The sequence below is a fragment of the Billgrantia kenyensis genome (genome assembly GCF_013697085.1).
Taxonomy (GTDB): Bacteria; Pseudomonadota; Gammaproteobacteria; order Pseudomonadales; family Halomonadaceae; genus Halomonas; species Halomonas kenyensis.
Genome location: NZ_JACEFT010000023.1, coordinates 1 through 21,611 on the forward strand (window position 1 = coordinate 1; position 21,611 = coordinate 21,611).

The following is a 21,611-nucleotide window of genomic DNA, read 5'->3' on the forward strand; positions in this document are numbered from 1 at the left end:
AAGGGCTGGCCCGCCTCGAGGGTCACGGCGCCGTCGCGAAAGCGGGCGATGCGGATCTTGGGCCCCTGCAGGTCGCCGAGGGCGGCGACGCTGCGCCCCAGGCGGTCGGCGATCTGGCGCACGGCGATCAGGCGGCGGCGATGGTCGGCGGCGCTGCCGTGGGAGAAGTTGAGGCGTACCACGTCGACGCCGGTGCGGATCATGGCCTCCAGCACGCCCTCGCGGTCGCTGGCCGGGCCCAGGGTGGCGACGATCTTGGTGCGGCGGATGGGGGCGTGGGGCGACATGGCGGTCCTCCGAGGTGGCTTGTTGTAAGGTGACGGTCATGCCATCAAGGTAATATTACTACAGGCTGGCCAGAACCGTAAGCATGTGATCATGCCGCGCTGTTTCGTTGATTCAAGCTATTTTGTGGTGCTTTTGGTTGGTGGTAAGGCGAAAAAGGGGCGATCGATATAACTCCTTCCGGGAGAGGTGAGATTAGAATATGTTGTAAAGTTACTAAAAAAATCTTGTGCCTGTCACTGTACTGCGCCACATTAAAGCTATCTTCAAGAGTCGTGGGCCTGCGCCAAGCATGACCTCCGCCACTCGGCTCGATTTTCCTATACCGATAAAATAACGCTACGGAGGAGATCAGACATGACGCTCAAGATCGCCATCAACGGCTTTGGCCGCATCGGTCGCAACGTGCTGCGTGCCCTCTACGAGAACGGCTACCGCAACCAGGTACAGGTCGTCGCGATCAACGATCTGGGCGATCCCGCCCTCAATGCCCATCTGCTGCGTCACGATACCGTGCACGGCCACTTTCCGTTTACTGTCGAGCACGACGAGGAGAGCCTGAGCGTGGACGGTGACCGTATCGCCATTCTCTCCCAGCGCGACCCGACCGCGCTGCCGTGGAAGGCGCTGAGCGTCGATCTGGTGATGGAGTGCACAGGGCTATTCACCAAGCGGGACGCCGCCGCCAAGCACCTCGAGGCGGGTGCCAAACGCGTGCTGATCTCCGCGCCCAGCCCTGACGCCGACGCCACCGTGGTGTATGGGGTCAACGAACATGTGCTGGGTGCCGAGCACAAGGTGGTGTCGAACGCCTCCTGCACCACCAACTGCCTGGCGCCGGTGGCCAAGGCGCTGAGCGATGCTGTGGGTATCGAGAGTGGCCTGATGACCACGGTGCATGCCTACACCAATGACCAGAATCTCTCCGACGTCTATCACAGCGATCCCTACCGGGCGCGCAGCGCCACGCACTCGATGATCCCGACCAAGACCGGCGCCGCTGCTGCGGTAGGCCTGGTGCTGCCGGAGCTGGCCGGCAAGTTCGATGGGCTGGCGGTTCGGGTGCCGGTGATCAACGTCTCGCTGGTGGACCTGGTGTTCACTGCCGGGCGCGATACCACCAAGGAGGAGATCAACGCTATCCTGGCCAAGGCTGCCGAGGCGTCCCCGGTGCTGGCGGTCAATGCCCAGCCGCTGGTCTCCATCGACTTCAACCATGATGCCAACTCTTCCACCTTCGATAGCAATCACACCCGGGTAAACGGTCGCCTGGTCAAGGTGATGGCCTGGTACGACAACGAGTGGGGCTTCTCCAACCGCATGCTCGACACGGCGCTGGCCATGCATGCAGCGGGCGATGCCAAGCGCAAGGCAGCGTGAGGCAAGCCGCTTCGCTTGGCTTCCTGCCGGATCCATTGACTACGTTGAAGGTGTACATCCATGGATCAGGAGGTAAGTCATGAAGCGCTTTGGAGTGGGAATGCGTAGTGCCGCTGTGATCTTTGCCGCTGCCCTGATGCTGGGCCTGGCAGGCTGCGGCACAGGCACCGGTGAGCGTGCCGCCAGCGGTGCCGGTGTAGGCGCCGCAACCGGGGCGGCGGCTGGTGCTGCCACGGGCGGAAGCCCCGTGACCGGGGCGGCGATCGGCGCCGGCGCGGGTGCCGCGACCGGGGCCGCGACCGACGAGGACGATATCGACCTGAGCAACTGATTTGCTCGGCCGCAGGCAGGATCCGAGCACAGGCAAGTAGAGCATCGAGCCGCGCATGTCCTTCGGCATGCGCGGTTTGAGTTATCTACAGCCTGTGCTGCCGGCTAGTCGGGGATATGCCAGGTTTCCGGGCATTCCTGGCTGTAGAACAGGCGCTGTGCGGTGGTCGCATTGCGCCGCTCGGCCAGCGTCTCGCGCCCTTCGCTCAGTGCATCCATCATGCCCGGCCCGGGATGGCGTACGGTGAGCAGCGTCAGGTCGTTCTCCCGGGCCACCTCATAGTCGCCCTGCAGTGACTCGATCAGCGGCTCGAGGCGCTCGGGCTTGTCGTCGAGGCACAGCACGAAGCGCATGGCGCTGCTGTCGACCAGGTTGGCATGCAGCCCGGCCTCCACCAGCCGGCCGAGGATGTCGTGCTGGCGCGGCTCGTCCATGAAGGAGAAATCCCGCGGCTGCACTTCGAGCCAGACCTGATCCTCGCGCAGGATGCAGCTCGCCACATCGCTGTCGAAGCGGCGCTCGGCGTCGATGGTAGTCGGGGCGGCTTCCGGCGTCTCGAAGGAGCGTACCGTGAGTGGAATCGATTTCTCCTGCAGCGGCCCCAGGGTCTTGGGGTGGATCACCTTGGCACCATGCCAGGCCAGCTCGGTGGCCTCGGCGTAGGAAATGTGCTCAAGCTGCACGGCGTTGTCGAAGCGCCGGGGGTCGGCATTGAAAAGTCCGGTGACGTCTTTCCAGATCACCACTTCCCGAGCGTCGAGGCAGTGGGCGAAGATTGCCGCACTGAAGTCGGAGCCTTCGCGTCCCAGTGTGGTGGCCTCGCCCTCCGTGGTGCCACCGATGAAGCCCTGGGTGAGAGTCACCCGCTCGCTGTTTGCCAGGCGTTTCCGCACGGTCTCGGCCGTTGCCTCCCAGTCCAGGTTGGCGGCTTGATAGTGATTGTCGGTGCGCACCAGTTCGCGGGCGTCCTGCCAGTCGGTGGCGATGTCGCAATGGTTGAGCCAGGCGGCGACGATGGTGGTGGAGAGCAGCTCGCCATAGCAGACGGTCTGGTCATAGTGTCTGGCATAGGCGCTGCCACGGTGCTTGCGATGCTGCGCGTCGAGCTCGTCGAAGAGAGCGTCGATGCGTTCGAGCGGTGAATCCGCTGAGTCGCCGAAAAGTGATTCGATCGCCTCGTGATGCTCGGTCTTGAGCGCTTCGAAGCGTTCGCGATAGCTGTCGCGCCGGCTCTCGTCGCGGGCGGCGGCGAGCAGCGCCTCCAGCTTGTTGGTGGTCTTGCCCATGGCCGAGACCACCACCACCAGCGGGCGGTCTCGATGGGACTCGATCAGCGGGGTCAGCTGGCGAATGGCATCGGCATCCTTGATCGAGGCGCCGCCGAACTTGAACACGGTGGTCATTCCTGACTCTCCCTGGCAGGTACATTCATGCTCTATACCTTGGTGCAAATTGGCGTGCAGGGAAAGGGCAGCTCGGCACGCCGTGCAAGCGACGGTGCAGATACGAAAAAAGCCCCCGCAGGGGCTTTATCCGTAAAGCGGCCATCTCAACTGAGGCGCTCCATGTAGGCCTCGTAACCGAAGCGTTTTACCGTGCGTACCTCGCGGCTGCGCTCGTCGACCCGACAGATCGACGGCAGGCGTATGCCGTTGAAGGTGGTGGTCTTGACCATGGTGTAGTGGGCCATGTCGGTGAACACCAGGCGGTCGCCGATGGCGAGCGGAGAGTCGAACGAGTAGCTGCCGATCACGTCCCCGGCGAGGCAGGTGGTGCCACCCAGGCGGTAGGTGAAGGGTTTGTCGCCCGGTTCGCCGCTACCGATGATGTGCGGCCGGTAGGGCATCTCCAGCACGTCGGGCATGTGCGCGGTGGCCGAGGTGTCGAGGATGGCGTTGGGGCCGTCATTGTCGACGATATCCAGCACCGTGCAGACCAGGAAGCCGGTATTCAGCGCGATCGCCTCGCCGGGCTCGAGGTAGACGGTGAGATGCGGATGACGCTCGCGGAAGCCGCGAATCACCCGCACCAGCCGCTCGATGTCGTAGTCGGCGCGGGTGATATGGTGCCCGCCGCCGAAATTGACCCACTGCTTGTCGGCCAGGTAGCCGCCGAACTTGGCCTCGAAGGCCTCCAGTGTGTGCTCCAGGGCGTCGCTGTTCTGCTCGCACAGGGTATGGAAGTGCAGCCCCTCGAGCCCGGCCAGGTCGGCGCCTTCGAAGTCTACCGCGCGCGTGCCCAGCCGGGAGCCGGGTGCGCAGGGGTCGTAGATGGCCACCTTGCCCTCGGAGTACTCCGGGTTCACCCGCAGCCCGCAGGAGACCTGGCGCGGCGCTTCCGCGACGGCGGCGCGGAAGCGCTGCCACTGCCCCGGGGAGTTGAAGCTGATGTGGTCCGCGTACTGCAGGACCACCTGCATCTCCGCCTCGGTGAAGGCCGGCGAGTAGACGTGCACCTCGCCGCCGAACTTCTCGGCACCCAGGCGCGCCTCGTCCTGCCCGCTGGCGGTGGTGCCTACCAGGTACTGGCTCACCAACGGGAAGGTGTCCCACATGGCGAAACCCTTCAACGCCAGCAGGATACGAGCGCCGCTGTCTTCCTGGACCTGCCTGAGCAGCTCCAGGTTCTTGCGCAGCAGGGCGTCGTCGACCACGTAGGCCGGCGACGGACAGGCGTGAATGTCGAACGGATAGGCGATCCGGCTCATCTCGCCCTCAGGCCAGCGGGTCGTGGTCGGGATCGAGCTCTACCACCTGCCAGGGCAGGCCCATGTCACCGATGCGTGCCATGAAGGGATCGGGATCGAGCTGCTCGACGTTGAATACGCCCGCGCCCTTCCAGGTGCCCTCCAGCATCAGCATGGCACCGGTCACCGCCGGCACCCCGGTGGTGTAGGAGATCGCCTGGGACTGAACCTCGCGGTAGCATGCCTCGTGGTCGCAGATGTTGTAGATGTACACCTTGCGCCGTTTGCCGTCCTTGATGCCGTCGGCAATGATGCCGATGTTGGTCTTGCCCTTGGTGCGCGGGCCCAGCGAGGCCGGGTCGGGAAGCACCGCCTTGAGGAACTCCAGTGGGGCGATCCTGGCTCCGCCCACCTCGATCGGCTCGATGGAGGTCATGCCGACGTTCTCGAGCACCTTGAGATGGGTGATGTACTTCTCGGAGAAAGTCATCCAGAAGCGAATGCGCTCCAGGCCCTTGATGTTCTGGCTGAGCGACTCCAGCTCTTCGTGGTAGAGCAGGTAGATGTCCTTCTCACCGATGCCGTCGAAATCGAACTTGCGCTTCACCGCCAGCGGATCGGTCTCCTTCCACTCGCCCTTCTCCCAGTAGCGACCTTTCGCGGTGATCTCGCGAATGTTGATCTCCGGGTTGAAGTTGGTGGCGAAGGGGTAGCCGTGGTCGCCGCCATTGGCATCGAGGATGTCGATGCGGTGGATCTCGTCGAACAGGTTCTTCTGGGCGTAGGCGCAGTAGATGTTGGTCATGCCCGGGTCGAAGCCGCAGCCCAGGGTGGCCATGTTGCCGGCCTCGACGTAACGGTCTTGGAAGGCCCACTGCTCCTTGTACTCGAACTTGGCCTCGTCCGGGTGCTCGTAGTTGGCAGTATCGAGATAGGGCACGCCGGTCTGCAGGCATGCCTCCATGATGGTCAGGTCCTGATAGGGCAGGGCCACGTGGATCAGCACGTCCGGCTTGAACGACTCGATCAGCGCCACCAGCGCTTCAACGCTATCGGCGTCTACCTGGGCCGTCTGGATAGGGCGGTCCAGCTGAGCGGCGATGGCCTTGCACTTGTCTTCGTTGCGACTGGCCAGGCAGATCTCGCTGAACACTTCGGGATGCTGTGCACACTTGTGGGTGACGACGCCTCCGACGCCGCCGGCGCCGATAATCAGGACTTTGCTCATGGGCCTCTCTAATCCAGATCGGGAATGTCTATGAAAGGGTAGGGTCTTATCGGATTTTCGGCCATCTCGTCATGCCCGTCCCGATGCCACCCCGGTCTTGCATCGCTTGCGCGCTGATAATGGCCCCCCATCAAGCCGGGGGCAAGTGATTTTCGTGTGTTCAGTTAGACCAAAGCAGGGGGGCGGCAGCCGCGTGTGCAAGAGCGAGCAGGCGAGCCTGGCTGCACTGAAGGGCACGCTGGGCATTCCCGGCCTCCTGTCGTCGTTGCGAAAGCCAAGGGAGGCTAAATTGGGTGTCTATAACATAAGTTATGAATAACTATATAAGCATGTGTTTATTATGGCGTTAATCAAAATTTGGCCTGAGAGGCAGCAGAGTGACCCTACTCGATACGGTAGTGATGCGAGGTCTTGGCCTGCATGGAGCCCTCTCGCCTGAAGACAAGGCGCTATTGCTGGGCCTGGAGCTCAATCCCAAGCGCGTGTCGGCCGGTGAGGTATTGTGGCAGGAGGCTGCGGACGTGGACCTGTTCTGCGTGGTCAAGGAGGGATGGGCCTACTCATATCGTAATCTCGGCAACGGCTCGATGCAGATCCTCAAGGTCTACCTGCCAGGTGACATCATCGGCATGCGGGACTTCGGCTTCTCGCGACGACTAGCCGGCGTGGCGATGATCAATGACGGTGTGGTGAGCCCCTTCACATACCAGCAACTCTTCGATCTCTTTGGCCATTCACCGGCCCTGGCATCCTGCCTCATTGCCACGACGGTTCGCCAGCAGGCCATGCTGACCGAGCGACTTGTCTACCTTGGCCGGTATGCCGCCCACGAGCGGCTGGCGCACTTTCTCTACGAGCTCTATCTCCGTTTGCAGCGAATCGGTGCCATAGAAGACAACGGCTTTGCGATGCCTCTGTCACAGGAGCAGATCGGTGATGCTCTGGGGCTGAGTGCGGTGCACGTGAGCCGCACCTTTTCCATGCTGCGCGACGAGGGCCTGGTGCAACGTGACCGCCAGCACGTGGCGCTGCCCGACCCCGACGCCCTGGCGCGGCTGGTCGAGTTCAACGACACGTATATCGATGAATCGTTACCCCCTGCATTCCAGGCTTTTCAAAAGCTGGAGCGATAGCCACGTGTGAAACGCGTGGTTGGCCCTGCCTGAGCCTTCCGGCATATCCGGTGGAAATAGAGAGAATGAAGAGGGCTGACCCAGTGCGGGTGAGCCTTTACGCCTGCTTGACGGCTGGTGAGTGGCCATCCATGGCCATGCTGTGGAGCAGTGCTCCATCAGGCACTTCAGCGGCCGAGCTGACGACTGGAGTGCCCTTTCATCTAAACAAAAAATTACATTCATGGGGAGAATGGTTTCGCTAGGGCGTGGGCGTGTGGTATCCGTCATTCGCCCTGGCGAGATTCTTGATTCCGGCTTCTGGCTTGCACGAAATGCGCCACTCGACGGGATAAAACGAAAAAAGCACCCGTAGGTGCTTGATTCGCTTGCTTGATTGGTGGAGGCGGCGGGGATCGAACCCGCGTCCGCCGGCACTCACTCTTCGGCTCTACATGCTTAGGTCCGTTTTTTGGTTTAACGCATCTGGCTCCAACGGGCAGGATCCAGCTACGCGATTCCTCGAAGGTTTAGCGATTGACGAGAGGACGTCGCCAACCGCGATCCCATCATCTTTAGCTCGTATCCCCTCCGCGATGAATGGGCACATCGCTTTGGGGCCGGACTAGAAGCTAACAGCTATTAAGCTGCCAGCGCGCCCTGAGCGTAGTTGTCGTCGTTTGCGACTATTTAGTCGTGATGTTGGATTTACGAGATACATCACGCTCTCGGCATGCACCTAGGAGGTTGTCACCGGCGTCGAAGCCATGTCGCCCCCGTAGCAGACCCATCTTAACAGCCTGGGTACGTCTATGACACCTGTCGGACGAGTTGGTTGCACGCTTTTCCGTTTCTTGTTCCCGTTTCTGGCCGATTCCGGGGAGCGGCGCGAAGTGTCGGCCCTTCTGGCGGTTCAGGCCTTGGTGTGTTCCCGCATGATCCGCCCTTTCTGGCGCTGCCAGTCGCGATCCTTCTCGGTGGCGCGCTTGTCGTGCAGCTTCTTGCCCGTGACCAGGGCCAGCTCGCACTTCACCTTGTTGCCCTTCCAATAGAGCTTGAGCGGCACGCAGGTGTGCCCCTTCTCCTGGGAGCGGGAGAAGATCTTGGCGATCTCCTTGCGATGCAGCAGCAGCTTGCGTGTACGCGAGGGATCGGCAATTTCGTGCGTGCTGGCGGTGTTGAGCGGAGTGATATGGCTGCCCAGCAGCCAGGCCTCGCCATCCTTTACCAGGATGTAGGTATCGGTGAGCTGGGCCTTCCCGGCGCGCAGGCTCTTCACTTCCCAGCCGGCCAGCACCAGGCCGGCCTCGAAGGTCTCGTCGACGTGGTATTCGAAGCGAGCCTTCTTGTTCTGGGCGATGACGTTGCTGCCAGGGCCCTTGCCCTTGCCTTTCTTGTTGGCCATGGAACCTCTTGTCATGTTCTGCCTGAGGCTACGTTCCCTTCGATATGGGGGGAAGCGTGTTACCATTCAAGGCGTGAAATAACCGCTCATGATACGCCCTGGGCACTGTGAAGTCAGCGGAGAGCTCAATGCCAATGGTCAATCGGTCCGCCCTGGTGCGGCACACCCCTCGGGACATGTTCGAACTGGTCAACGACTTCGAGCGCTACCCGGAGTTTCTGCCAGGCTGTCGGCGGGCGCGGCTGCTCGAGCGCGACGATTCGCACTTGATCGGCGAGATGACCCTGGGGCGCGCGGGAATCGAGCAGAGCTTCACCACGCGTAACGACCTCATCGAACCGGAGCGTATCGAGATGTCGCTGGTCAGTGGGCCGTTCAAGCGTCTGCGTGGACGCTGGCTGTTCCTGCCGATGGGCGAGGGCACCTGCAAGGTGTGCCTGGAGCTGGAGTTCGAGTTTGCCAACCGGCTGCTGGGCATGGCCTTCGGCAAGCTGTTCCAGCAGGTGGCCAGTCAGCTGGTCGATGCCTTTACCCGCCGCGCCGATGAACTCTACGGGCGCTGAATCGATGATCAGGGTGGAGGTGGCCTTCGCCTTGCCCGAGCGACAGCGTATCGTGGCGCTCGAAGTGCCGCGCGGTACCACTGCTCGCCAGGCCGTTGTCCTGGCCGGGCTCGAACAGCGGTTTCCGGAGGTTCCGCCGGCCACCTTTGCCGAGGCGGACCTGGGCATCTTCGGCCAACCGCTGCGCGATCCTGGCGAGTACCGCCTGCGGGATGGGGATCGGGTCGAAGTCTATCGCCCGCTCGAGATCGACCCCAAGCAGGCACGAGCCCGGCGCGCCGAGCGCGCCAGGAAGTAGGCCTAGCGCTGCTTTCGGCGTGTAGCCTAGAGCTCAAGCGGTTCGGTGGAAGCCGGCTCACCGCCCTGGGGCAGGGTGCCGCCGGCATCCGGGGCGGTTTCAGGGGCTGCCTCCGGCTGGCTGGCCGGCAGCTCCCCCATCGGGCTTGCACCCTCTACCGCCGGGCCGATGTCGTCCTGCGGCCGGAGTTCGATGTCCTCGGAGAAGTCGCCTTCACGCTGCACGTTGACCAGCTGCTCGCCGTCGAAAGTCAGCGTGACCCGACGCTGCTGCACATCGCCGTACGCCTCGTCGAGACGGAACACATAGTCCCACTGGTTGGCATTGAACGGGGCCTCCAGCAGCGGGCGCCCCATGACATTGACCACCTGGGAGCGGTTCATGCCTGGCTGGAGCTGCTGGACCATGCCCTCGGTAATGTAGTTGCCCTGGGGCAGATCCCGCTTGTAAACGCAGCCGCTGACCACGGTCAGGGCGATGACGAGGGGGATGGTTTTGATCAGCTTTTGCATTTGTGTCCGTTCTTCACTATCGTGGATTCGGTCGATCATACCCGACCCTACCCGATACTGCGAAGAGCGAACATGGCCGACCAGAACCATGAATTGCGCAAGGCAGGCCTGAAGGTCACCTTGCCGCGTGTAAAGATCCTGCAGATCCTCGAGAATGCCACGGGGCAGCACCATCTGAGTGCCGAGGACGTCTACAAGACCCTGCTCGAAGCCGGGGAGGACGTCGGCTTGGCGACCGTCTACCGTGTGCTGACCCAATTCGAGTCGGCGGGACTGGTGATACGCCACAATTTCGATGGCGGCCATGCCGTCTTCGAGATCTCCCAGGAGGAGCACCACGACCACATGGTGTGCCTCGATAGTGGCGAGATCATCGAGTTCTTCGACGAAACCATCGAGCGCCGCCAGCAGGAAATCGCCGAAGAGCACGGCTTCGAGCTGGTCGATCATGCGCTGGTGCTCTACGTGCGCCCGCGCGGCTCCAATACCACGCGCCAGGAAGGGCAGCCGCGCAAGTAATCCCGGCTACTTATCCCGCTGTAGCGACTGAGAAAGCGGCACCGGTCCAGGATCGGTGCCGCTTTCTTGTTGCCGCGTGGCAAGCTGGGGCTCGCTCAGTGGGGAGCCCCCTGCTGGCTGGCATCGAGCATTTCCCGGGCGTGGGCCAGGGTGCGGTCGGAAAGGCTGACACCGCCCAGCATGCGTGCCAGTTCGCTGACCCGGCCGGCTTCGTCGAGTAGCGCCATGCGGGTCAGGGTAGTGTTGCGCTTGGCCTGCTTTTCGATATGCAGGTGATGGTGGGCCTGTGCCGCCACCTGAGGCAGGTGGGTCACGGTCATCACCTGGCCGCTTTCGCCCAGCCGTCGCAGCAGTTGGCCGACGATCTCCGCCGTGGCCCCGGAGATGCCGACGTCCACCTCGTCGAATACCAGGCTGGGAATGGTCGAGTGCCGTGCCGCTACCACCTGGATTGCCAGGCTGATGCGGGACAGTTCGCCGCCGGAAGCGACCTTGGTCAGCGGGCGCGGCGGCTGGCCGGGGTTGGCGCTGATCAGAAAGCGCACGTCTTCCATGCCGTCGGGCTGCGGCGACTCGCGGCCGGCCACCTCCACTTCGAAGCGCGCCTTGCCCATGGCCAGGAAGGCGAGTTGCTCCTGCACTGCCTTGCCGAACCTTGCCGCCGCCTGGCGGCGGGCCTCGCCAATGCGGCGTGCCTGCTCGCGCCAGTCGTCGCGCAGCGCCTCGACCTCGGCGCGCAGCGTCTCGAGGTCGTGGTCGCTGCCCTCGAGCCCTTCCAGCTCGGCCTGCAGCCGGCGGTGAAGGCCAGGCAGCTCTTCGGGCATTACGTGATGCTTGCGCGCAATCCGGTGTACTTCGCCCAGTCGGGCTTCCACCCAGGCCAGGCGCTCCGGATCCAGCTCGGTGGTATCGGCAAAGCGGCGCAGCTCGCGTATCGCCTCCTCCACCTGAATACGCGCCTCGCCGAGCATGGCCAGCACCTCCGCCAGAGCGCCCCGGTCGCTGCCGGGCAGCGGTTCGAGCCGCTGCCCGGCCTGGCTCAGCAGGGCCAGCACGCCGCCTTCATCGCTGTCGCAGCACTCGGCGGCCACCTGCGCCTCGCGCAGCGTCTCCTCGGCGTGAGCCAACTGTTCCTGTTCGTGCTCCAGGGTGGCAAGCTCCTCGTCACCCAGGGCCAGGGCATCGAGCTCCTCGACCTGATAGCGCAGCAGCTGGCGACGCGCCTGCACCTCGTCACCGCTCTCGGTCAATTTCTTCAGACGGCGCCGGCTCGATTGCCAGCGGCGGAATGTTTCCGTGAGTTCGCTCACCGCGCAGCGGTTGCCGGCGAAGTCATCGAGCAGGCGCAGGTGGGTTTCTTCGCGCAGCAGTAGCTGGTGGGCATGCTGGCCATGGATCTCGACCAGATGCTCACCTAGCGCCTTGAGGTCGGCCACGGTGGCCGGTTGGCCATTGATCCATGCCCTGGAGCGGCCGTTGGCCGTCACCGCGCGGCGCAGCAGGCAGTCGTCGGTGGGTAGCTCGCGCTCCTGGAGCCAGCGCCGGGCTGCGGGGAGGGAGGTGATATCGAAGCGTGCCGAGAGGTCGGCGCGCTCGCAGCCGTGGCGGACGCTGCCGGCATCGGCGCGTTCGCCCAGGCACAGCCCCAGGGCACCGAGCAGGATCGACTTGCCGGCCCCGGTTTCTCCGGTAATGGCGGTCATGCCGCCGGCAAGCTCCAGGTCGAGGGTGTCGACGATGGCGTAATCGCGAATGGCAAGCTGCGTCAGCATGAGGCCTCCCGGCAACCGAACAGGGCTGGATATCCATACACGGTATTGCATTTTTATACAGTAGTCGAAGCCGGCGCTCAACACACACCGGACCGATAAGCGCCGGATCACTTGAGTTTGCTGCCGATGCACCCCATATAGGCGGCAGACCTAGAGGCTTTATTGCCCGAATGAAATCGTTCCGGCCCGCTGGGCCGGCGTTGCTTCAGGAGATGCGCATGGCTAAAGAACCCCAGACCCCGCTAGACGATGAGCTGGCTCGGCGCGAGGAAGAGGCCCGCCCGGAGCCGATGGAAGGCGAGCTGGACGAGGCGGTCGGCGCCGGGAGTGACGAGGCCGTGCCAGCCGAGGAGCCCACGGCCGTGAGCGACAATCCCGAAGCCGACATGCTGGCTGCCCAGGTCGAGGAGCTGGAACAGAGCCTGGTCGAGGCCAAGGATCAGGCGCTGCGCGCCGCCGCCGAAGCGCAGAACGTGCGCCGTCGCGCCGAGCAGGAGGCCGAGAAGGCACGCAAGTTCGCCCTGGAGCGCTTCGTCAAGGAGCTGCTGCCGGTGGTCGACAGCCTGGAAAAGGCCCTCGAGGCGATGGCCGAAGGCGCCAGCGACGCCCACCGCGAGGGCGTCTCCATGACGCTGAAGATGCAGCAGGACGTGCTGGCCAAGTTCGGCGTCGAGATGCTCGATCCGGCCGGCGAACCGTTCGATCCGCAGTATCACGAGGCCATGGCCATGGTGCCCAACCCTGAGCTGGACCCCAACAGCGTGATGGAAGTGATCCAGAAGGGTTACACCCTGAATGGCCGCCTGGTGCGCCCAGCGATGGTGGTGGTCAGCCAGGCCGCGGGCTGAGGTCGCAGGGCGATCGAGTCGCGAAAGCGGGGGCAGGGCTTGAAAACGCAGCAGGCGCCCCCCAGATAGACGTCAACCGCGGTAGATGCCGCAGAGATGAATTCAAGGCAAACGAATTTTCGAGGATTTCCTATGGGACGCATCATCGGTATTGACCTGGGGACCACCAACTCCTGTGTGGCCGTGCTCGACGGCGACAGCGCCAAGGTGATCGAGAACGCCGAAGGCGCCCGCACCACGCCTTCCATCATCGCCTATACCGATGATGGCGAGATCCTGGTGGGGCAGTCGGCCAAGCGCCAGGCGGTCACCAACCCGAAGAACACCCTGTACGCCATCAAGCGCCTGATCGGTCGTCGCTTCAAGGACGACGTCGTCCAGAAGGACATCAAGATGGTGCCCTATGGCATCACCGAGGCCGACAACGGCGATGCCTGGGTCGAGGTGAAGGACAAGAAGCTGGCACCGCCGCAGGTCAGCGCCGAAGTGCTGAAGAAGATGAAGAAGACCGCCGAGGACTACCTGGGCGAGACCGTGACCGAGGCGGTGATCACCGTGCCGGCCTACTTCAACGACTCCCAGCGCCAGGCCACCAAGGATGCTGGCCGCATCGCCGGCCTCGAGGTCAAGCGGATCATCAACGAGCCCACCGCGGCGGCGCTGGCCTATGGCATGGACAAGTCCCGCGGCGACAAGACCATCGCCGTCTATGACCTGGGTGGCGGTACCTTCGACATCTCCATCATCGAGGTGGCCGATGTCGACGGCGAGACCCAGTTCGAGGTGCTGGCCACCAACGGCGACACCTTCCTGGGTGGTGAAGACTTCGACATGGCGCTGATCAACTACCTGGTCGATCAGTTCAAGGCCGACAGCGGCATCGACCTGTCCGGCGACAACCTGGCCATGCAGCGCCTCAAGGAAGCCGCCGAAAAGGCCAAGATCGAGCTCTCCAGCGCCCAGCAGACCGACGTCAATCTGCCCTACATCACTGCCGACAACACCGGGCCGAAGCACCTCAACGTCAAGGTGACCCGGGCCAAGCTTGAGTCGCTGGTGGAGGAGCTGGTGCAGCGCTCGCTGGGGCCGTGCAAGACCGCGCTGGCCGACGCCGGCCTGTCCGCCTCCGAGATCGACGACGTCATCCTGGTCGGCGGCCAGACCCGCATGCCCATGGTGCAGAAGAAGGTGGCCGATTTCTTCGGCAAGGAAGCGCGCAAGGACGTCAACCCGGACGAGGCCGTGGCCGTGGGCGCGGCGATCCAGGGCGGCGTGCTGGGCGGTGACGTCAAGGACGTGCTGCTGCTCGACGTCACACCGCTGACGCTGGGCATCGAGACCCTGGGCGGCGTGATGACCCCGCTGATCGAGAAGAACACCACCATCCCGACCAAGAAGACCCAGACCTTCTCGACCGCGGATGACAACCAGACCGCCGTGACCATTCACGTGCTGCAGGGCGAGCGCAAGCAGGCGGGCGGCAACAAGTCGCTGGGTCGCTTCGACCTGGCCGACATTCCGCCGGCGCCGCGTGGCGTGCCGCAGATCGAGGTCGCCTTCGACCTGGACGCCAACGGCATCCTCAACGTGTCCGCCAAGGACAAGGCCACCGGCAAGGAGCAGTCCATCGTCATCAAGGCCTCCAGCGGCCTCTCCGACGACGAGATCGAGCAGATGGTCCGCGACGCCGAGGCCCATGCCGACGAGGACAAGAAGTTCGAGGAGCTGGTGGCCCTGCGCAACCAGGCCGACGGCATGGTCCACGCCGCGCGCAAGACGGTGCAGGAAGCCGGCGAGCATGCCACCGACGAGGAGAAGCAGGCCATCGAGACGGCCGCCTCCGAGCTCGAGGAAGCGCTCAAGGGTGACGACAAGGATGACATCCAGGCCAAGCTGGACAAGCTGACCGAGGCCTCCGGCAACCTGGCGCAGAAGATGTACGCTGCCCAGGCCGAGGCCGCCCAGCAGGGCGGTGGCGAAGCAGGCCAGGAGCCCGGCGCCAAGCCCGAAGACGACGTGGTCGACGCGGAGTACGAAGAAGTCAACGACGACCAGAAGAAGCAGTAATCGCCAAGGCGATACCACGGACGACGGTAGCGCGGGGGGACGACTCCCGCGTTGCCGTTTCCGCGGATCGGGCAGATCTGCCTAGACCAGGAGGCGCATGGACCCATGTCCAAACGCGATTATTACGAGGTGCTCGGCGTCGAGCGCGGGGCCGACACCAAAGACATAAAGAAGGCCTACCGACGGCTGGCGCAGAAGTACCATCCGGACCGCAACCCGGATGACGACACTGCCGCGGAGAAGTTTCGCGAGGTGTCCGAGGCCTACGAAATCCTCTCCGACGGCGAGAAGCGTGCCGCCTATGATCAGTTCGGCCATGCCGGCGTCGACGGCCAGGCCGGCGGCTTTGGCGGCGGTGGTTTCGGCGGTGCTGGCGCCGGCGGCTTCAGCGATATCTTCGGCGATGTCTTCGGCGACATCTTCGGCGGAGGCGGCGGTCGGCGCAGCCCGCACGCGCCCCAGCGCGGCAGCGACCTGCGCTACAACCTCGAGCTCGACCTGGAGAGCGCCGTTGCCGGCACCACCGTGGACATCCGCGTGCCGCGCCACGTGGAGTGCGATCGCTGCGACGGCCAGGGTGCCGAGCCGGGATCCACCAAGGAGACCTGTCCCACCTGTAACGGCCACGGCCAGGTACGCATGCAGCAGGGCTTCTTTGCCGTGCAGCAGACCTGCCCCACCTGTCACGGCAGCGGCGTGCACATCAAGGTGCCGTGCCACAAGTGCCACGGCGAGGGCCGTGTGCGCGAGACCCGCACCCTGTCGGTGAAGATTCCCGCCGGGGTCGATACCGGCGATCGCATTCGCCTCAACGGCGAGGGCGAGTCCGGTATCAACGGTGGCCCGCCCGGCGATCTCTACGTACAGGTGGCGATCAAGCCGCACCGGATCTTCCAGCGCGACGGCAAGCACCTGCAGTGCGAGGTGCCGATCAACTTCGTCGATGCCGCGCTGGGCGGCGAGCTGGAGGTGCCGACGCTCGACGGCCGGGTCAAGCTCAAGATCCCGCCCGAGACCCAGACCGGCAAGCTCTTCCGCCTGCGCGGCAAGGGCGTCAAGCCGGTGCGCGGCGGTCCGCCGGGCGACCTGCTGTGCAAGGTGGTGGTGGAGACCCCGGTCAACCTCAGCGAAGACCAGAAGGCGCTGCTGCGCCAGCTCCAGGAGAGCCTGGGAGGCAGCAACAGCGCCCACCACTCGCCCAAGAAGAGCGGCTTCTTTGACGGCGTGAAGAAGTTCTTCGAGGACATGAAGCCTTAGCGCCTGTCGCGGCGGCACGCTACATGGCCCCAGTCTCTCCGAGCCTGGGGCCTCTTTGCATCCGCATTTGATGAAGCCCGCCGGTTGGCGGGTTTCTGCTATGGTAGGCAACCGATTTCACTCAGCGACATTCCCTACAGGAGCCAACCGATGAAGCCGAGCTACAAGGCCTGGATCCAGGATCATCTTGAAGAGGTTTTTACCGCGATCCTCACCGCCTTCTTCACCGCACTGATGTTTCGCTTGGGACAGGGCATGCTCTTCTCTATCATCATCGGCCTGGTGCTCGCCTACCTGGTTCGCCTGGTGGCGGTGCCCAGGGCGGTGCGTGCACTGAAGCGCCGCCTGCCCTGGTTCGATGAGCCCGGGGATGCCATGCCGCCGCGCTGATCTCATCTTCCCCGCTTCCAATTTCTTTTTCTGCAGCCAAGCTCCCACGACGCATAGGCTGCGAGTAGGTTGCAGGGCGAACCTATCGTTCCGTGTTGCGCTGCGCTCCGGGACTGGCGCCAACCCGCTGCGGCGTTTTAGTCTGATAGCTCACCACGAAGGGAGATCGTTACGATGCCGATGTCGCGTGCCGAGATCGCCACGGAGTCCGGGGCGAGGCTGATGAACCGGCTGTGCAAGCACTGGGCGCACAAGCTGGAAGTGGAGCAGGGTGAGGAGGAGAGCCGGGTGGCGTTTGAGGATGGCTCCTGCGTGATGCGCGTCGAGCCGGGCAAGCTGCTGGTCGCCGTCGAGGCGCTGGACGAAGAGGTGCTCGACCGCCTCGAGGGGGTGGTCGATGCCCACCTGGAGCGCATGGCGGGCGACGAGGAGCTGACCATCGTCTGGGAAAATTGAGCGCGCCGATTTCGCCGCACCTGGCCCACCTGGGCATGCTGCTGTGGGCGCTGCTGGTGGGGCTGTCGTTTCCCGCGGTGGGGCTGATGAGCGAGCTGCCGCCGCTGTCGCTCACTGCGCTGCGCTTTGCCATTGCCTGTGCCGGGCTGTGGTGGTTGGCGCGACGCTCGTCCGACTTTCTTCCCCCTTGGCAAGTGTTGCCGCTCTATGCCTTGATGGGGCTGTGCCTGGCCGGCTTCTTCGGTGCCATGTTCTGGGCCGCCCACCACGCCACCGCGCTCTCCATGGCCACGCTTTACGTCACCGTGCCGCTGCTGGCCTATCTGATGGGGCTGGGGCTGCGCGTCGAGCGGCTTAACTGGCAGCTGCCAGCCATCCTCGCGCTGGGGGCCGGCGGGGCGCTGGCGCTCGCCTTTGCCGAGGCGCAGAGCCATGGTGAAGGCATGCGGTTGGGTCTCGGCGAGGCAGTGTTCTTCCTCGGCTGCGTGTCGTCGGCGCTCTACCCGGTGCTGAGCAAGTGGGGGCTGGCGCGGGAGTGGCTGCCGGAGTCGGCGGCGGTGCGCACCTTCTGGAGCCTGGGGCTGGGCTGGATCGCCATCGGCCTGCTGGGGCTCGCCATCGAGCCGGCTACCCAGCTCCTTTCCATGCGCTGGCAGGATGTTGCCCTGGTGGCCTACCTGGGGCTTTTCTCCAGCGCGCTCACCTTCTGGCTGATGCAGCGGGCCACCTCGGTGCTCACCCCAGGGGCCGTCACTGCCTACGGCTACATGGTGCCCTTCGTCTCCATGCTGCTGCTGTTTGCCACTGCGCCCGAACAGATCGGCTGGCAGTGGTTGCCGGGCAGCGCGTTGGTGCTGGTCGCCATCGGCCTGCTGCTGCGCCAGAACGGCAGATGCGAGACAGGCTAGTCCGCGTCGTGCGGCTCGTCGGCGGGTTCGCTGCCCGGCGTGGCGGCCAGGCGCGGAAAGCGACGGCGTATCTCGGCGTAGAGCTCGCCCACGTCCTCCACGTGGCGGCGCGAGAAGTGGAACGGCACCAGCTGGCCGACCCCGGCCGCGGCGGCGATCTCGCCGCAGGCGCGGGCGGTCAGGTGGCCGGTGCGCCGGGCCTGCTCGGTCTGGTCTTCACGAAACGAGGCCTCGCAGAACAGCACCTCGGCGCCGTGGGCTAGTGACAGCAGGCGCTCGCGGTTCTCCGGGGTGTCGCCAAAGTCGGTGGCGTAGACCAGACGCCGGCCGGGCTGCGAGAACAGCAGTTCGCCTGCCAGCTCCGCGGCAGTTTGCCGGCTGCCGCCGGGTAGCGTGATCTCGGCGGCATCGTCGCCTTCCAGTACGCGCTGCTTGAGCTCGCCTAGCCAGGGGCCGGGCGTCCAGCGGTGAGCCTCCAGCTGCTCCTTGCGCACCTTGAGCTGGGTGTCAGGCTCGAAGGAGAAGGCCAGCACCGGGGTGCCGTGGTCCAGGGTGACCGCTCGCACACGAAAGTCTGTCTCGGCGTGGATCTCGCCAGCGTCGATCTCCCGCGGCGACAGGGCTTTCATCGGCTGGCCTGCCACCAGGCGATAGTGGGCTAGCCTCTCTCCATGCAGCTCGAAGACCTCGAAGCGCGGTGCATTGGCCTCGACCCGATCCCACAAAATGCCGCGCAGGAAGCCGTCAAGGTGAGCGGCAAGCCCGGGCGGGCCGTAGACCCGGCAGGGGTCGTAGTCGCCGATGCGCGAGCGCAGCAGCCACAGGAAGCCGCCGATGTGGTCGGCGTGGGCGTGACTGATGAACACATCGCTGACCTGATGGGCCAGCCGCGCCGGCAGCCGGCCGGGGTCGCCCAGGTCGAACAGCAGGCTGCGCTTGCGGTGGCGCAGGCGCAGATGCAGCAGCGGGTCGCCGAACACGCCGTTGACCAAGGTGGCACGCACGCCGTTGAGGCGCACCGACGGGCGCGGGCCGCTGGCGCTCTCCTGCGTTGGCAGGGCGAGCAGGGTCGCCTCCTCCGTCGTCGCGGCAGGCGCCGGCCGGTACGGGCGAGCCGTGCCCAGGCCCGTGTCCGGGTGGCGCAAGGCCTCACGCACCAGCAGGGTATGGGGCGCAGCGGCGAGTGAGGGCAGCCGCAGCGTTAGCCGCTCCCCCTCCAGAGCAAGCACTTCACCCAGGGCCAGGGTCGTCCCGCTGGCATCGAGCAGGCCGACCTGACGTCCGGGCCAGGCATGGGGAGCGTCGGAGGGCGGCGGAGTGCCGATGAGGAACAGCGTCGACAGGTCGAGCTCCCGTGTCTCGGCGAGGTCGAGATAGGCGTCCCAGGCGGCGGTGCGCCACTGGCGGCGCTGCTGCTTGCCGGGGTGGCGTGCGCGGGGATGGGCAGGCAGATTCAGCGTCTCCAGGCCCAGGGCGGCGCGCTCATGCGCGTACGGGTCGCGCTCCAGCGCCGGCACCAGGCGCACCACGGCGCTCGCTCGGCCGACGCTGGCCAGCGCCGACAGTAGCTCGGCGCCGCCGATACCGCGCTCCACGCCGGGGCTGTCGATGAGCAGTGCCCCGGTCTCGGCACGCTCGGCCAGACGGCGTACCGCCTCGACCAGCGGCAGGCGAAAGCGGGCGCTGTCGAGGGTGGCCAGTGCCTCGATGGCCTCCAGCTGCCAGTCGCCCTGCTGTGCATCCCAACGGCCCAGGCACACGGCGCCGGGCGGGCCGAAGCCGGGCAGGCCGGGGTCGGCGGCCACGCAGCGGCACGCCTGACCCCGTTCGGCCAGCCATGCCGCCACCCGTCGCGCCAGGGTGCTCTTGCCACTGCCGGGCGGGCCGCTGAGCAGCACGCGCGGGTGGCGTTGCAGTAGCTCGAGCAGGGGGGCTGCGATGGCATCCGTCGCGTCGTGGGGCGGCATGGCGTTCCTTCATTGCGGTAGCGTCATCAGCAGTGTGGGCGATTCTGCCACCGCTGCCCAAGCGCTCGGGTATTCTGTTTGACGTATTACGCGGCGCGTAATAGCATGAGGCATGATTGAATCCTTTGCCTGTAAGCGTACTCAGCAACTCTATGAAGGGACTGGGTGCACCAAAGCATTTCGTGCTTTCCGGCGACAGGCCGAGCGTAAGCTGCAATTGCTGGATTCCGCCACCACGTTGGACTTCCTGCGCTCACCACCCGGCAATCGTCTTGAGGCACTACGCGGGGACAGGCAGGGTTAATACAGCATCCGCATCAATAGCCAATGGCGCCTGTGCTTTCGCTTCGAAAACGGTGCCGCTTTCGATGTGGAGATCGTGGATTACCACTGAATGACGTTCTAAAAGGAGCCCTCAGCATGATCAAGAATGGCATGCGGCCCGTCCATCCAGGGGAGGTGCTGCGGGAGGAATATCTCGAGCCGCTGGGAATGAGTGCCAATGCACTGGCGCGAGAGCTTCGCGTGCCCGCGACCCGGGTGCATGAGATCCTCAAGGAGCGCCGCGCGATTTCGGCGGATACGGCCTTGCGCCTGACGCGCTACTTCGGCGGCGATGCCCAATCGTGGCTGAACCTTCAGGCTGCCTATGATCTCAAGCGGGTCGAGCTCGACCATGGCGAGGAGATCGAGCGCAGCGTATCGCCGCGAGATGCCGCCTGAGGCTCTGATATACTCCCTCGACCCCCACTCGCCAGATTTCGCAGGAGTCCGCATGACCCGTATCGCCATCGTCGGTGTCGCCGGCCGCATGGGCCGCACCCTGGTCAACGCCGTGCAGGAGGATGCCGGCGCCACCCTGGCCGGCGGTATCGTCGAGCCGGGCAGCTCACTGGCTGGCGCCGATATTGGCGAGCTGGCCGGCCTCGGCAAGCTGGGAGTCGCTGCGGTGGACTCCCTCGATGCCATTGCCGACGACTTCGATGTGCTGATCGACTTCACCGCGCCCCAGGTAACGCTGGCCAACCTGGCCTTCTGCGCCGCGCATGGAAAGCGCATGGTGATCGGCACCACCGGGCTCTCCGGCGACGAGCTGGCCGAGCTCGATGGCTATCACGGCCAGTTGCCCTTCGTCTTCGCGCCCAACATGAGCGTGGGCGTCAACCTGACCCTCAAGCTGCTCGAGACGGCGGCCAGGGCGCTGGGTGACGAGGGCTACGATATCGAGGTGATCGAGGCGCACCACCGCCACAAGGTCGACTCGCCCTCCGGCACCGCGCTGAAGATGGGTGAGGTGGTGGCCGCGGCCCTGGATCGCACGCTCAAGGAGCACGGCGTGTTCGAGCGGGTCGGCCAGTGCGGGCCGCGGGATCCCAAGGAGATCGGCTTTGCCACGGTGCGCGCCGGCGACATCGTCGGCGAGCATACGGTGATGTTCGCCACCGAGGGCGAGCGCATCGAGATCACCCACAAGGCCTCGAGCCGCATGACCTTCGCCAAGGGCGCGGTGCGGGCGGCGCGCTGGGTGGCCGACCAGAGTAACGGCCGGTATGGCATGCAGGATGTGCTGGGCTTGGGCTAAAGGGGTGGTCGAGAAGGAGAGAATCCTGTAACATCTCCAAAATTT

23 protein-coding genes and 1 other RNA gene are annotated in these 21,611 nt (G+C 64.8%); 15 read left to right on the top strand and 9 right to left on the bottom strand.

Translation table 11 applies throughout. The features are described 5' to 3' along the window. Positions 1-287 (bottom strand): pyruvate kinase (locus H1D44_RS15630; protein WP_244964826.1); only part of this gene is annotated, 287 nt, incomplete at its 3' end. Between the two features lie 355 nt (positions 288-642). Between H1D44_RS15630 and gap the strand changes: the two genes are divergently transcribed. Beyond that, on the top strand, positions 643-1,665 hold the full coding sequence (gap, locus tag H1D44_RS15635) for a type I glyceraldehyde-3-phosphate dehydrogenase (protein WP_181515793.1): 1,023 nt from the start codon (positions 643-645) through the stop codon (positions 1,663-1,665). A 79-nt stretch (positions 1,666-1,744) separates the two neighbouring features. Continuing rightward, positions 1,745-1,996 carry a hypothetical protein gene (locus tag H1D44_RS15640; RefSeq protein WP_181515794.1) on the top strand — a complete coding sequence of 84 codons (252 nt, stop codon included), beginning with the start codon at positions 1,745-1,747 and terminating at the stop codon, positions 1,994-1,996. A gap of 104 nt (positions 1,997-2,100) precedes the next feature. On the opposite strand, the gene H1D44_RS15645 is transcribed toward H1D44_RS15640, so the two are convergent. The 3 genes from H1D44_RS15645 to H1D44_RS15655 form a co-directional block, all read right to left on the bottom strand. Next, entirely contained in the window at positions 2,101-3,399 is a 1,299-nt protein-coding gene (locus H1D44_RS15645; protein ID WP_181515795.1) for an aspartate kinase, read from the bottom strand. Between the two features lie 146 nt (positions 3,400-3,545). Beyond that, positions 3,546-4,703, bottom strand: a complete 1,158-nt coding sequence (gene nspC, locus H1D44_RS15650; protein WP_181515796.1) for a carboxynorspermidine decarboxylase — start codon at positions 4,701-4,703, stop codon at positions 3,546-3,548. A gap of 7 nt (positions 4,704-4,710) precedes the next feature. Continuing rightward, positions 4,711-5,910, bottom strand: coding sequence for a saccharopine dehydrogenase family protein (locus tag H1D44_RS15655; RefSeq protein ID WP_181515797.1), 1,200 nt, complete (start codon positions 5,908-5,910; stop codon positions 4,711-4,713). Between the two features lie 377 nt (positions 5,911-6,287). Between H1D44_RS15655 and H1D44_RS15660 the strand changes: the two genes are divergently transcribed. Next, the gene (locus tag H1D44_RS15660) at positions 6,288-7,043 is read left to right on the top strand and encodes a Crp/Fnr family transcriptional regulator (protein WP_238984464.1); all 756 of its coding nucleotides are present in this window, start codon (positions 6,288-6,290) and stop codon (positions 7,041-7,043) included. A gap of 377 nt (positions 7,044-7,420) precedes the next feature. Here H1D44_RS15660 and ssrA read toward each other — a convergent pair. Both ssrA and smpB read right to left on the bottom strand, forming a co-directional pair. Next, positions 7,421-7,800, bottom strand: a transfer-messenger RNA (tmRNA) gene (gene ssrA / locus H1D44_RS15665). 135 nt (positions 7,801-7,935) lie between these two features. Then, positions 7,936-8,427, bottom strand: coding sequence for an SsrA-binding protein SmpB (gene smpB, locus H1D44_RS15670; RefSeq protein ID WP_181515798.1), 492 nt, complete (start codon positions 8,425-8,427; stop codon positions 7,936-7,938). A 128-nt stretch (positions 8,428-8,555) separates the two neighbouring features. Here smpB and H1D44_RS15675 point away from each other — a divergent pair, with 128 nt between their 5' ends. Both H1D44_RS15675 and H1D44_RS15680 read left to right on the top strand, forming a co-directional pair. Next, positions 8,556-8,990, top strand: a complete 435-nt coding sequence (locus H1D44_RS15675; protein ID WP_181515799.1) for a type II toxin-antitoxin system RatA family toxin — start codon at positions 8,556-8,558, stop codon at positions 8,988-8,990. Positions 8,991-8,994: 4 nt separating this feature from the next. Continuing rightward, the gene (locus H1D44_RS15680; RefSeq protein WP_181515800.1) at positions 8,995-9,288 is read left to right on the top strand and encodes an RnfH family protein; all 294 of its coding nucleotides are present in this window, start codon (positions 8,995-8,997) and stop codon (positions 9,286-9,288) included. A gap of 26 nt (positions 9,289-9,314) precedes the next feature. On the opposite strand, the gene H1D44_RS15685 is transcribed toward H1D44_RS15680, so the two are convergent. Continuing rightward, complete coding sequence (locus H1D44_RS15685; protein ID WP_181515801.1) at positions 9,315-9,800, bottom strand: outer membrane protein assembly factor BamE; 486 nt, start codon at positions 9,798-9,800, stop codon at positions 9,315-9,317. Between the two features lie 72 nt (positions 9,801-9,872). Here H1D44_RS15685 and fur point away from each other — a divergent pair, with 72 nt between their 5' ends. Then, on the top strand, positions 9,873-10,319 hold the full coding sequence (fur, locus tag H1D44_RS15690; RefSeq protein WP_181515802.1) for a ferric iron uptake transcriptional regulator: 447 nt from the start codon (positions 9,873-9,875) through the stop codon (positions 10,317-10,319). Between the two features lie 95 nt (positions 10,320-10,414). Here the strand turns inward: fur and recN are convergent, their stop codons facing one another. Beyond that, entirely contained in the window at positions 10,415-12,091 is a 1,677-nt protein-coding gene (gene recN / locus H1D44_RS15695) for a DNA repair protein RecN (protein WP_181515803.1), read from the bottom strand. A gap of 218 nt (positions 12,092-12,309) precedes the next feature. Between recN and grpE the strand changes: the two genes are divergently transcribed. The 6 genes from grpE to H1D44_RS15725 all read left to right on the top strand — a co-directional run bounded on the left by grpE (position 12,310) and on the right by H1D44_RS15725 (position 18,017). Next, on the top strand, positions 12,310-12,939 hold the full coding sequence (gene grpE, locus H1D44_RS15700; RefSeq protein ID WP_181515804.1) for a nucleotide exchange factor GrpE: 630 nt from the start codon (positions 12,310-12,312) through the stop codon (positions 12,937-12,939). 132 nt (positions 12,940-13,071) lie between these two features. Further along, positions 13,072-15,006, top strand: a complete 1,935-nt coding sequence (gene dnaK / locus H1D44_RS15705) for a molecular chaperone DnaK (RefSeq protein ID WP_181515805.1) — start codon at positions 13,072-13,074, stop codon at positions 15,004-15,006. 105 nt (positions 15,007-15,111) lie between these two features. Next, positions 15,112-16,263, top strand: a complete 1,152-nt coding sequence (gene dnaJ / locus H1D44_RS15710) for a molecular chaperone DnaJ (RefSeq protein WP_181515806.1) — start codon at positions 15,112-15,114, stop codon at positions 16,261-16,263. A gap of 150 nt (positions 16,264-16,413) precedes the next feature. After that, positions 16,414-16,653: a hypothetical protein gene (locus H1D44_RS15715; RefSeq protein WP_181515807.1), complete on the top strand. Its 240-nt coding sequence runs from the start codon at positions 16,414-16,416 to the stop codon at positions 16,651-16,653. Between the two features lie 174 nt (positions 16,654-16,827). Further along, the gene (locus H1D44_RS15720; protein ID WP_181515808.1) at positions 16,828-17,109 is read left to right on the top strand and encodes a DUF2218 domain-containing protein; all 282 of its coding nucleotides are present in this window, start codon (positions 16,828-16,830) and stop codon (positions 17,107-17,109) included. Further along, positions 17,106-18,017 (top strand): DMT family transporter, encoded by a 912-nt coding sequence (locus H1D44_RS15725; RefSeq protein WP_238984463.1) that lies wholly within the window; start codon positions 17,106-17,108, stop codon positions 18,015-18,017. Before H1D44_RS15720 ends, H1D44_RS15725 begins: the two co-directional genes overlap by 4 nt. Here H1D44_RS15725 and H1D44_RS15730 read toward each other — a convergent pair. After that, entirely contained in the window at positions 18,014-19,984 is a 1,971-nt protein-coding gene (locus H1D44_RS15730; protein ID WP_181515809.1) for an MBL fold metallo-hydrolase, read from the bottom strand. The two genes, H1D44_RS15725 and H1D44_RS15730, sit on opposite strands and share 4 nt — an antisense overlap. A 316-nt stretch (positions 19,985-20,300) precedes the next feature. Here H1D44_RS15730 and H1D44_RS21265 point away from each other — a divergent pair, with 316 nt between their 5' ends. The 3 genes from H1D44_RS21265 to dapB are packed head-to-tail and all read left to right on the top strand — an operon-like array spanning position 20,301 to position 21,566. Continuing rightward, a complete protein-coding gene (locus H1D44_RS21265; RefSeq protein ID WP_340162534.1) occupies positions 20,301-20,378 on the top strand; it encodes a hypothetical protein in 78 nt (25 codons plus the stop codon). Positions 20,379-20,404: 26 nt separating this feature from the next. Beyond that, the gene (locus tag H1D44_RS15740; RefSeq protein WP_181515810.1) at positions 20,405-20,707 is read left to right on the top strand and encodes a HigA family addiction module antitoxin; all 303 of its coding nucleotides are present in this window, start codon (positions 20,405-20,407) and stop codon (positions 20,705-20,707) included. A gap of 52 nt (positions 20,708-20,759) precedes the next feature. Beyond that, positions 20,760-21,566: a 4-hydroxy-tetrahydrodipicolinate reductase gene (dapB, locus tag H1D44_RS15745; protein WP_181515811.1), complete on the top strand. Its 807-nt coding sequence runs from the start codon at positions 20,760-20,762 to the stop codon at positions 21,564-21,566. Positions 21,567-21,611: the final 45 nt, after the last annotated feature.

What these genes read in the sequence shown, in the direction of transcription:
- H1D44_RS15655 (WP_181515797.1), bottom strand. Translation starts at nt 5,910, where the DNA reads ATGAGCAAAGTCCTGATTATCGGCGCCGGCGGCGTCGGAGGCGTCGTC.
- recN (WP_181515803.1), bottom strand. Translation starts at nt 12,091, where the DNA reads ATGCTGACGCAGCTTGCCATTCGCGATTACGCCATCGTCGACACCCTC.
- nspC (WP_181515796.1), bottom strand. Translation starts at nt 4,703, where the DNA reads ATGAGCCGGATCGCCTATCCGTTCGACATTCACGCCTGTCCGTCGCCG.
- smpB (WP_181515798.1), bottom strand. Translation starts at nt 8,427, where the DNA reads ATGGCCAACAAGAAAGGCAAGGGCAAGGGCCCTGGCAGCAACGTCATC.
- H1D44_RS15715 (WP_181515807.1), top strand. Translation starts at nt 16,414, where the DNA reads ATGAAGCCGAGCTACAAGGCCTGGATCCAGGATCATCTTGAAGAGGTT.
- H1D44_RS15720 (WP_181515808.1), top strand. Translation starts at nt 16,828, where the DNA reads ATGCCGATGTCGCGTGCCGAGATCGCCACGGAGTCCGGGGCGAGGCTG.
- gap (WP_181515793.1), top strand. Translation starts at nt 643, where the DNA reads ATGACGCTCAAGATCGCCATCAACGGCTTTGGCCGCATCGGTCGCAAC.
- H1D44_RS15675 (WP_181515799.1), top strand. Translation starts at nt 8,556, where the DNA reads ATGCCAATGGTCAATCGGTCCGCCCTGGTGCGGCACACCCCTCGGGAC.
- H1D44_RS15645 (WP_181515795.1), bottom strand. Translation starts at nt 3,399, where the DNA reads ATGACCACCGTGTTCAAGTTCGGCGGCGCCTCGATCAAGGATGCCGAT.
- H1D44_RS15740 (WP_181515810.1), top strand. Translation starts at nt 20,405, where the DNA reads ATGATCAAGAATGGCATGCGGCCCGTCCATCCAGGGGAGGTGCTGCGG.
- H1D44_RS15730 (WP_181515809.1), bottom strand. Translation starts at nt 19,984, where the DNA reads ATGCCGCCCCACGACGCGACGGATGCCATCGCAGCCCCCCTGCTCGAG.
- H1D44_RS15685 (WP_181515801.1), bottom strand. Translation starts at nt 9,800, where the DNA reads ATGCAAAAGCTGATCAAAACCATCCCCCTCGTCATCGCCCTGACCGTG.
- dapB (WP_181515811.1), top strand. Translation starts at nt 20,760, where the DNA reads ATGACCCGTATCGCCATCGTCGGTGTCGCCGGCCGCATGGGCCGCACC.
- fur (WP_181515802.1), top strand. Translation starts at nt 9,873, where the DNA reads ATGGCCGACCAGAACCATGAATTGCGCAAGGCAGGCCTGAAGGTCACC.
- grpE (WP_181515804.1), top strand. Translation starts at nt 12,310, where the DNA reads ATGGCTAAAGAACCCCAGACCCCGCTAGACGATGAGCTGGCTCGGCGC.
- dnaK (WP_181515805.1), top strand. Translation starts at nt 13,072, where the DNA reads ATGGGACGCATCATCGGTATTGACCTGGGGACCACCAACTCCTGTGTG.
- H1D44_RS15640 (WP_181515794.1), top strand. Translation starts at nt 1,745, where the DNA reads ATGAAGCGCTTTGGAGTGGGAATGCGTAGTGCCGCTGTGATCTTTGCC.
- H1D44_RS15680 (WP_181515800.1), top strand. Translation starts at nt 8,995, where the DNA reads ATGATCAGGGTGGAGGTGGCCTTCGCCTTGCCCGAGCGACAGCGTATC.
- dnaJ (WP_181515806.1), top strand. Translation starts at nt 15,112, where the DNA reads ATGTCCAAACGCGATTATTACGAGGTGCTCGGCGTCGAGCGCGGGGCC.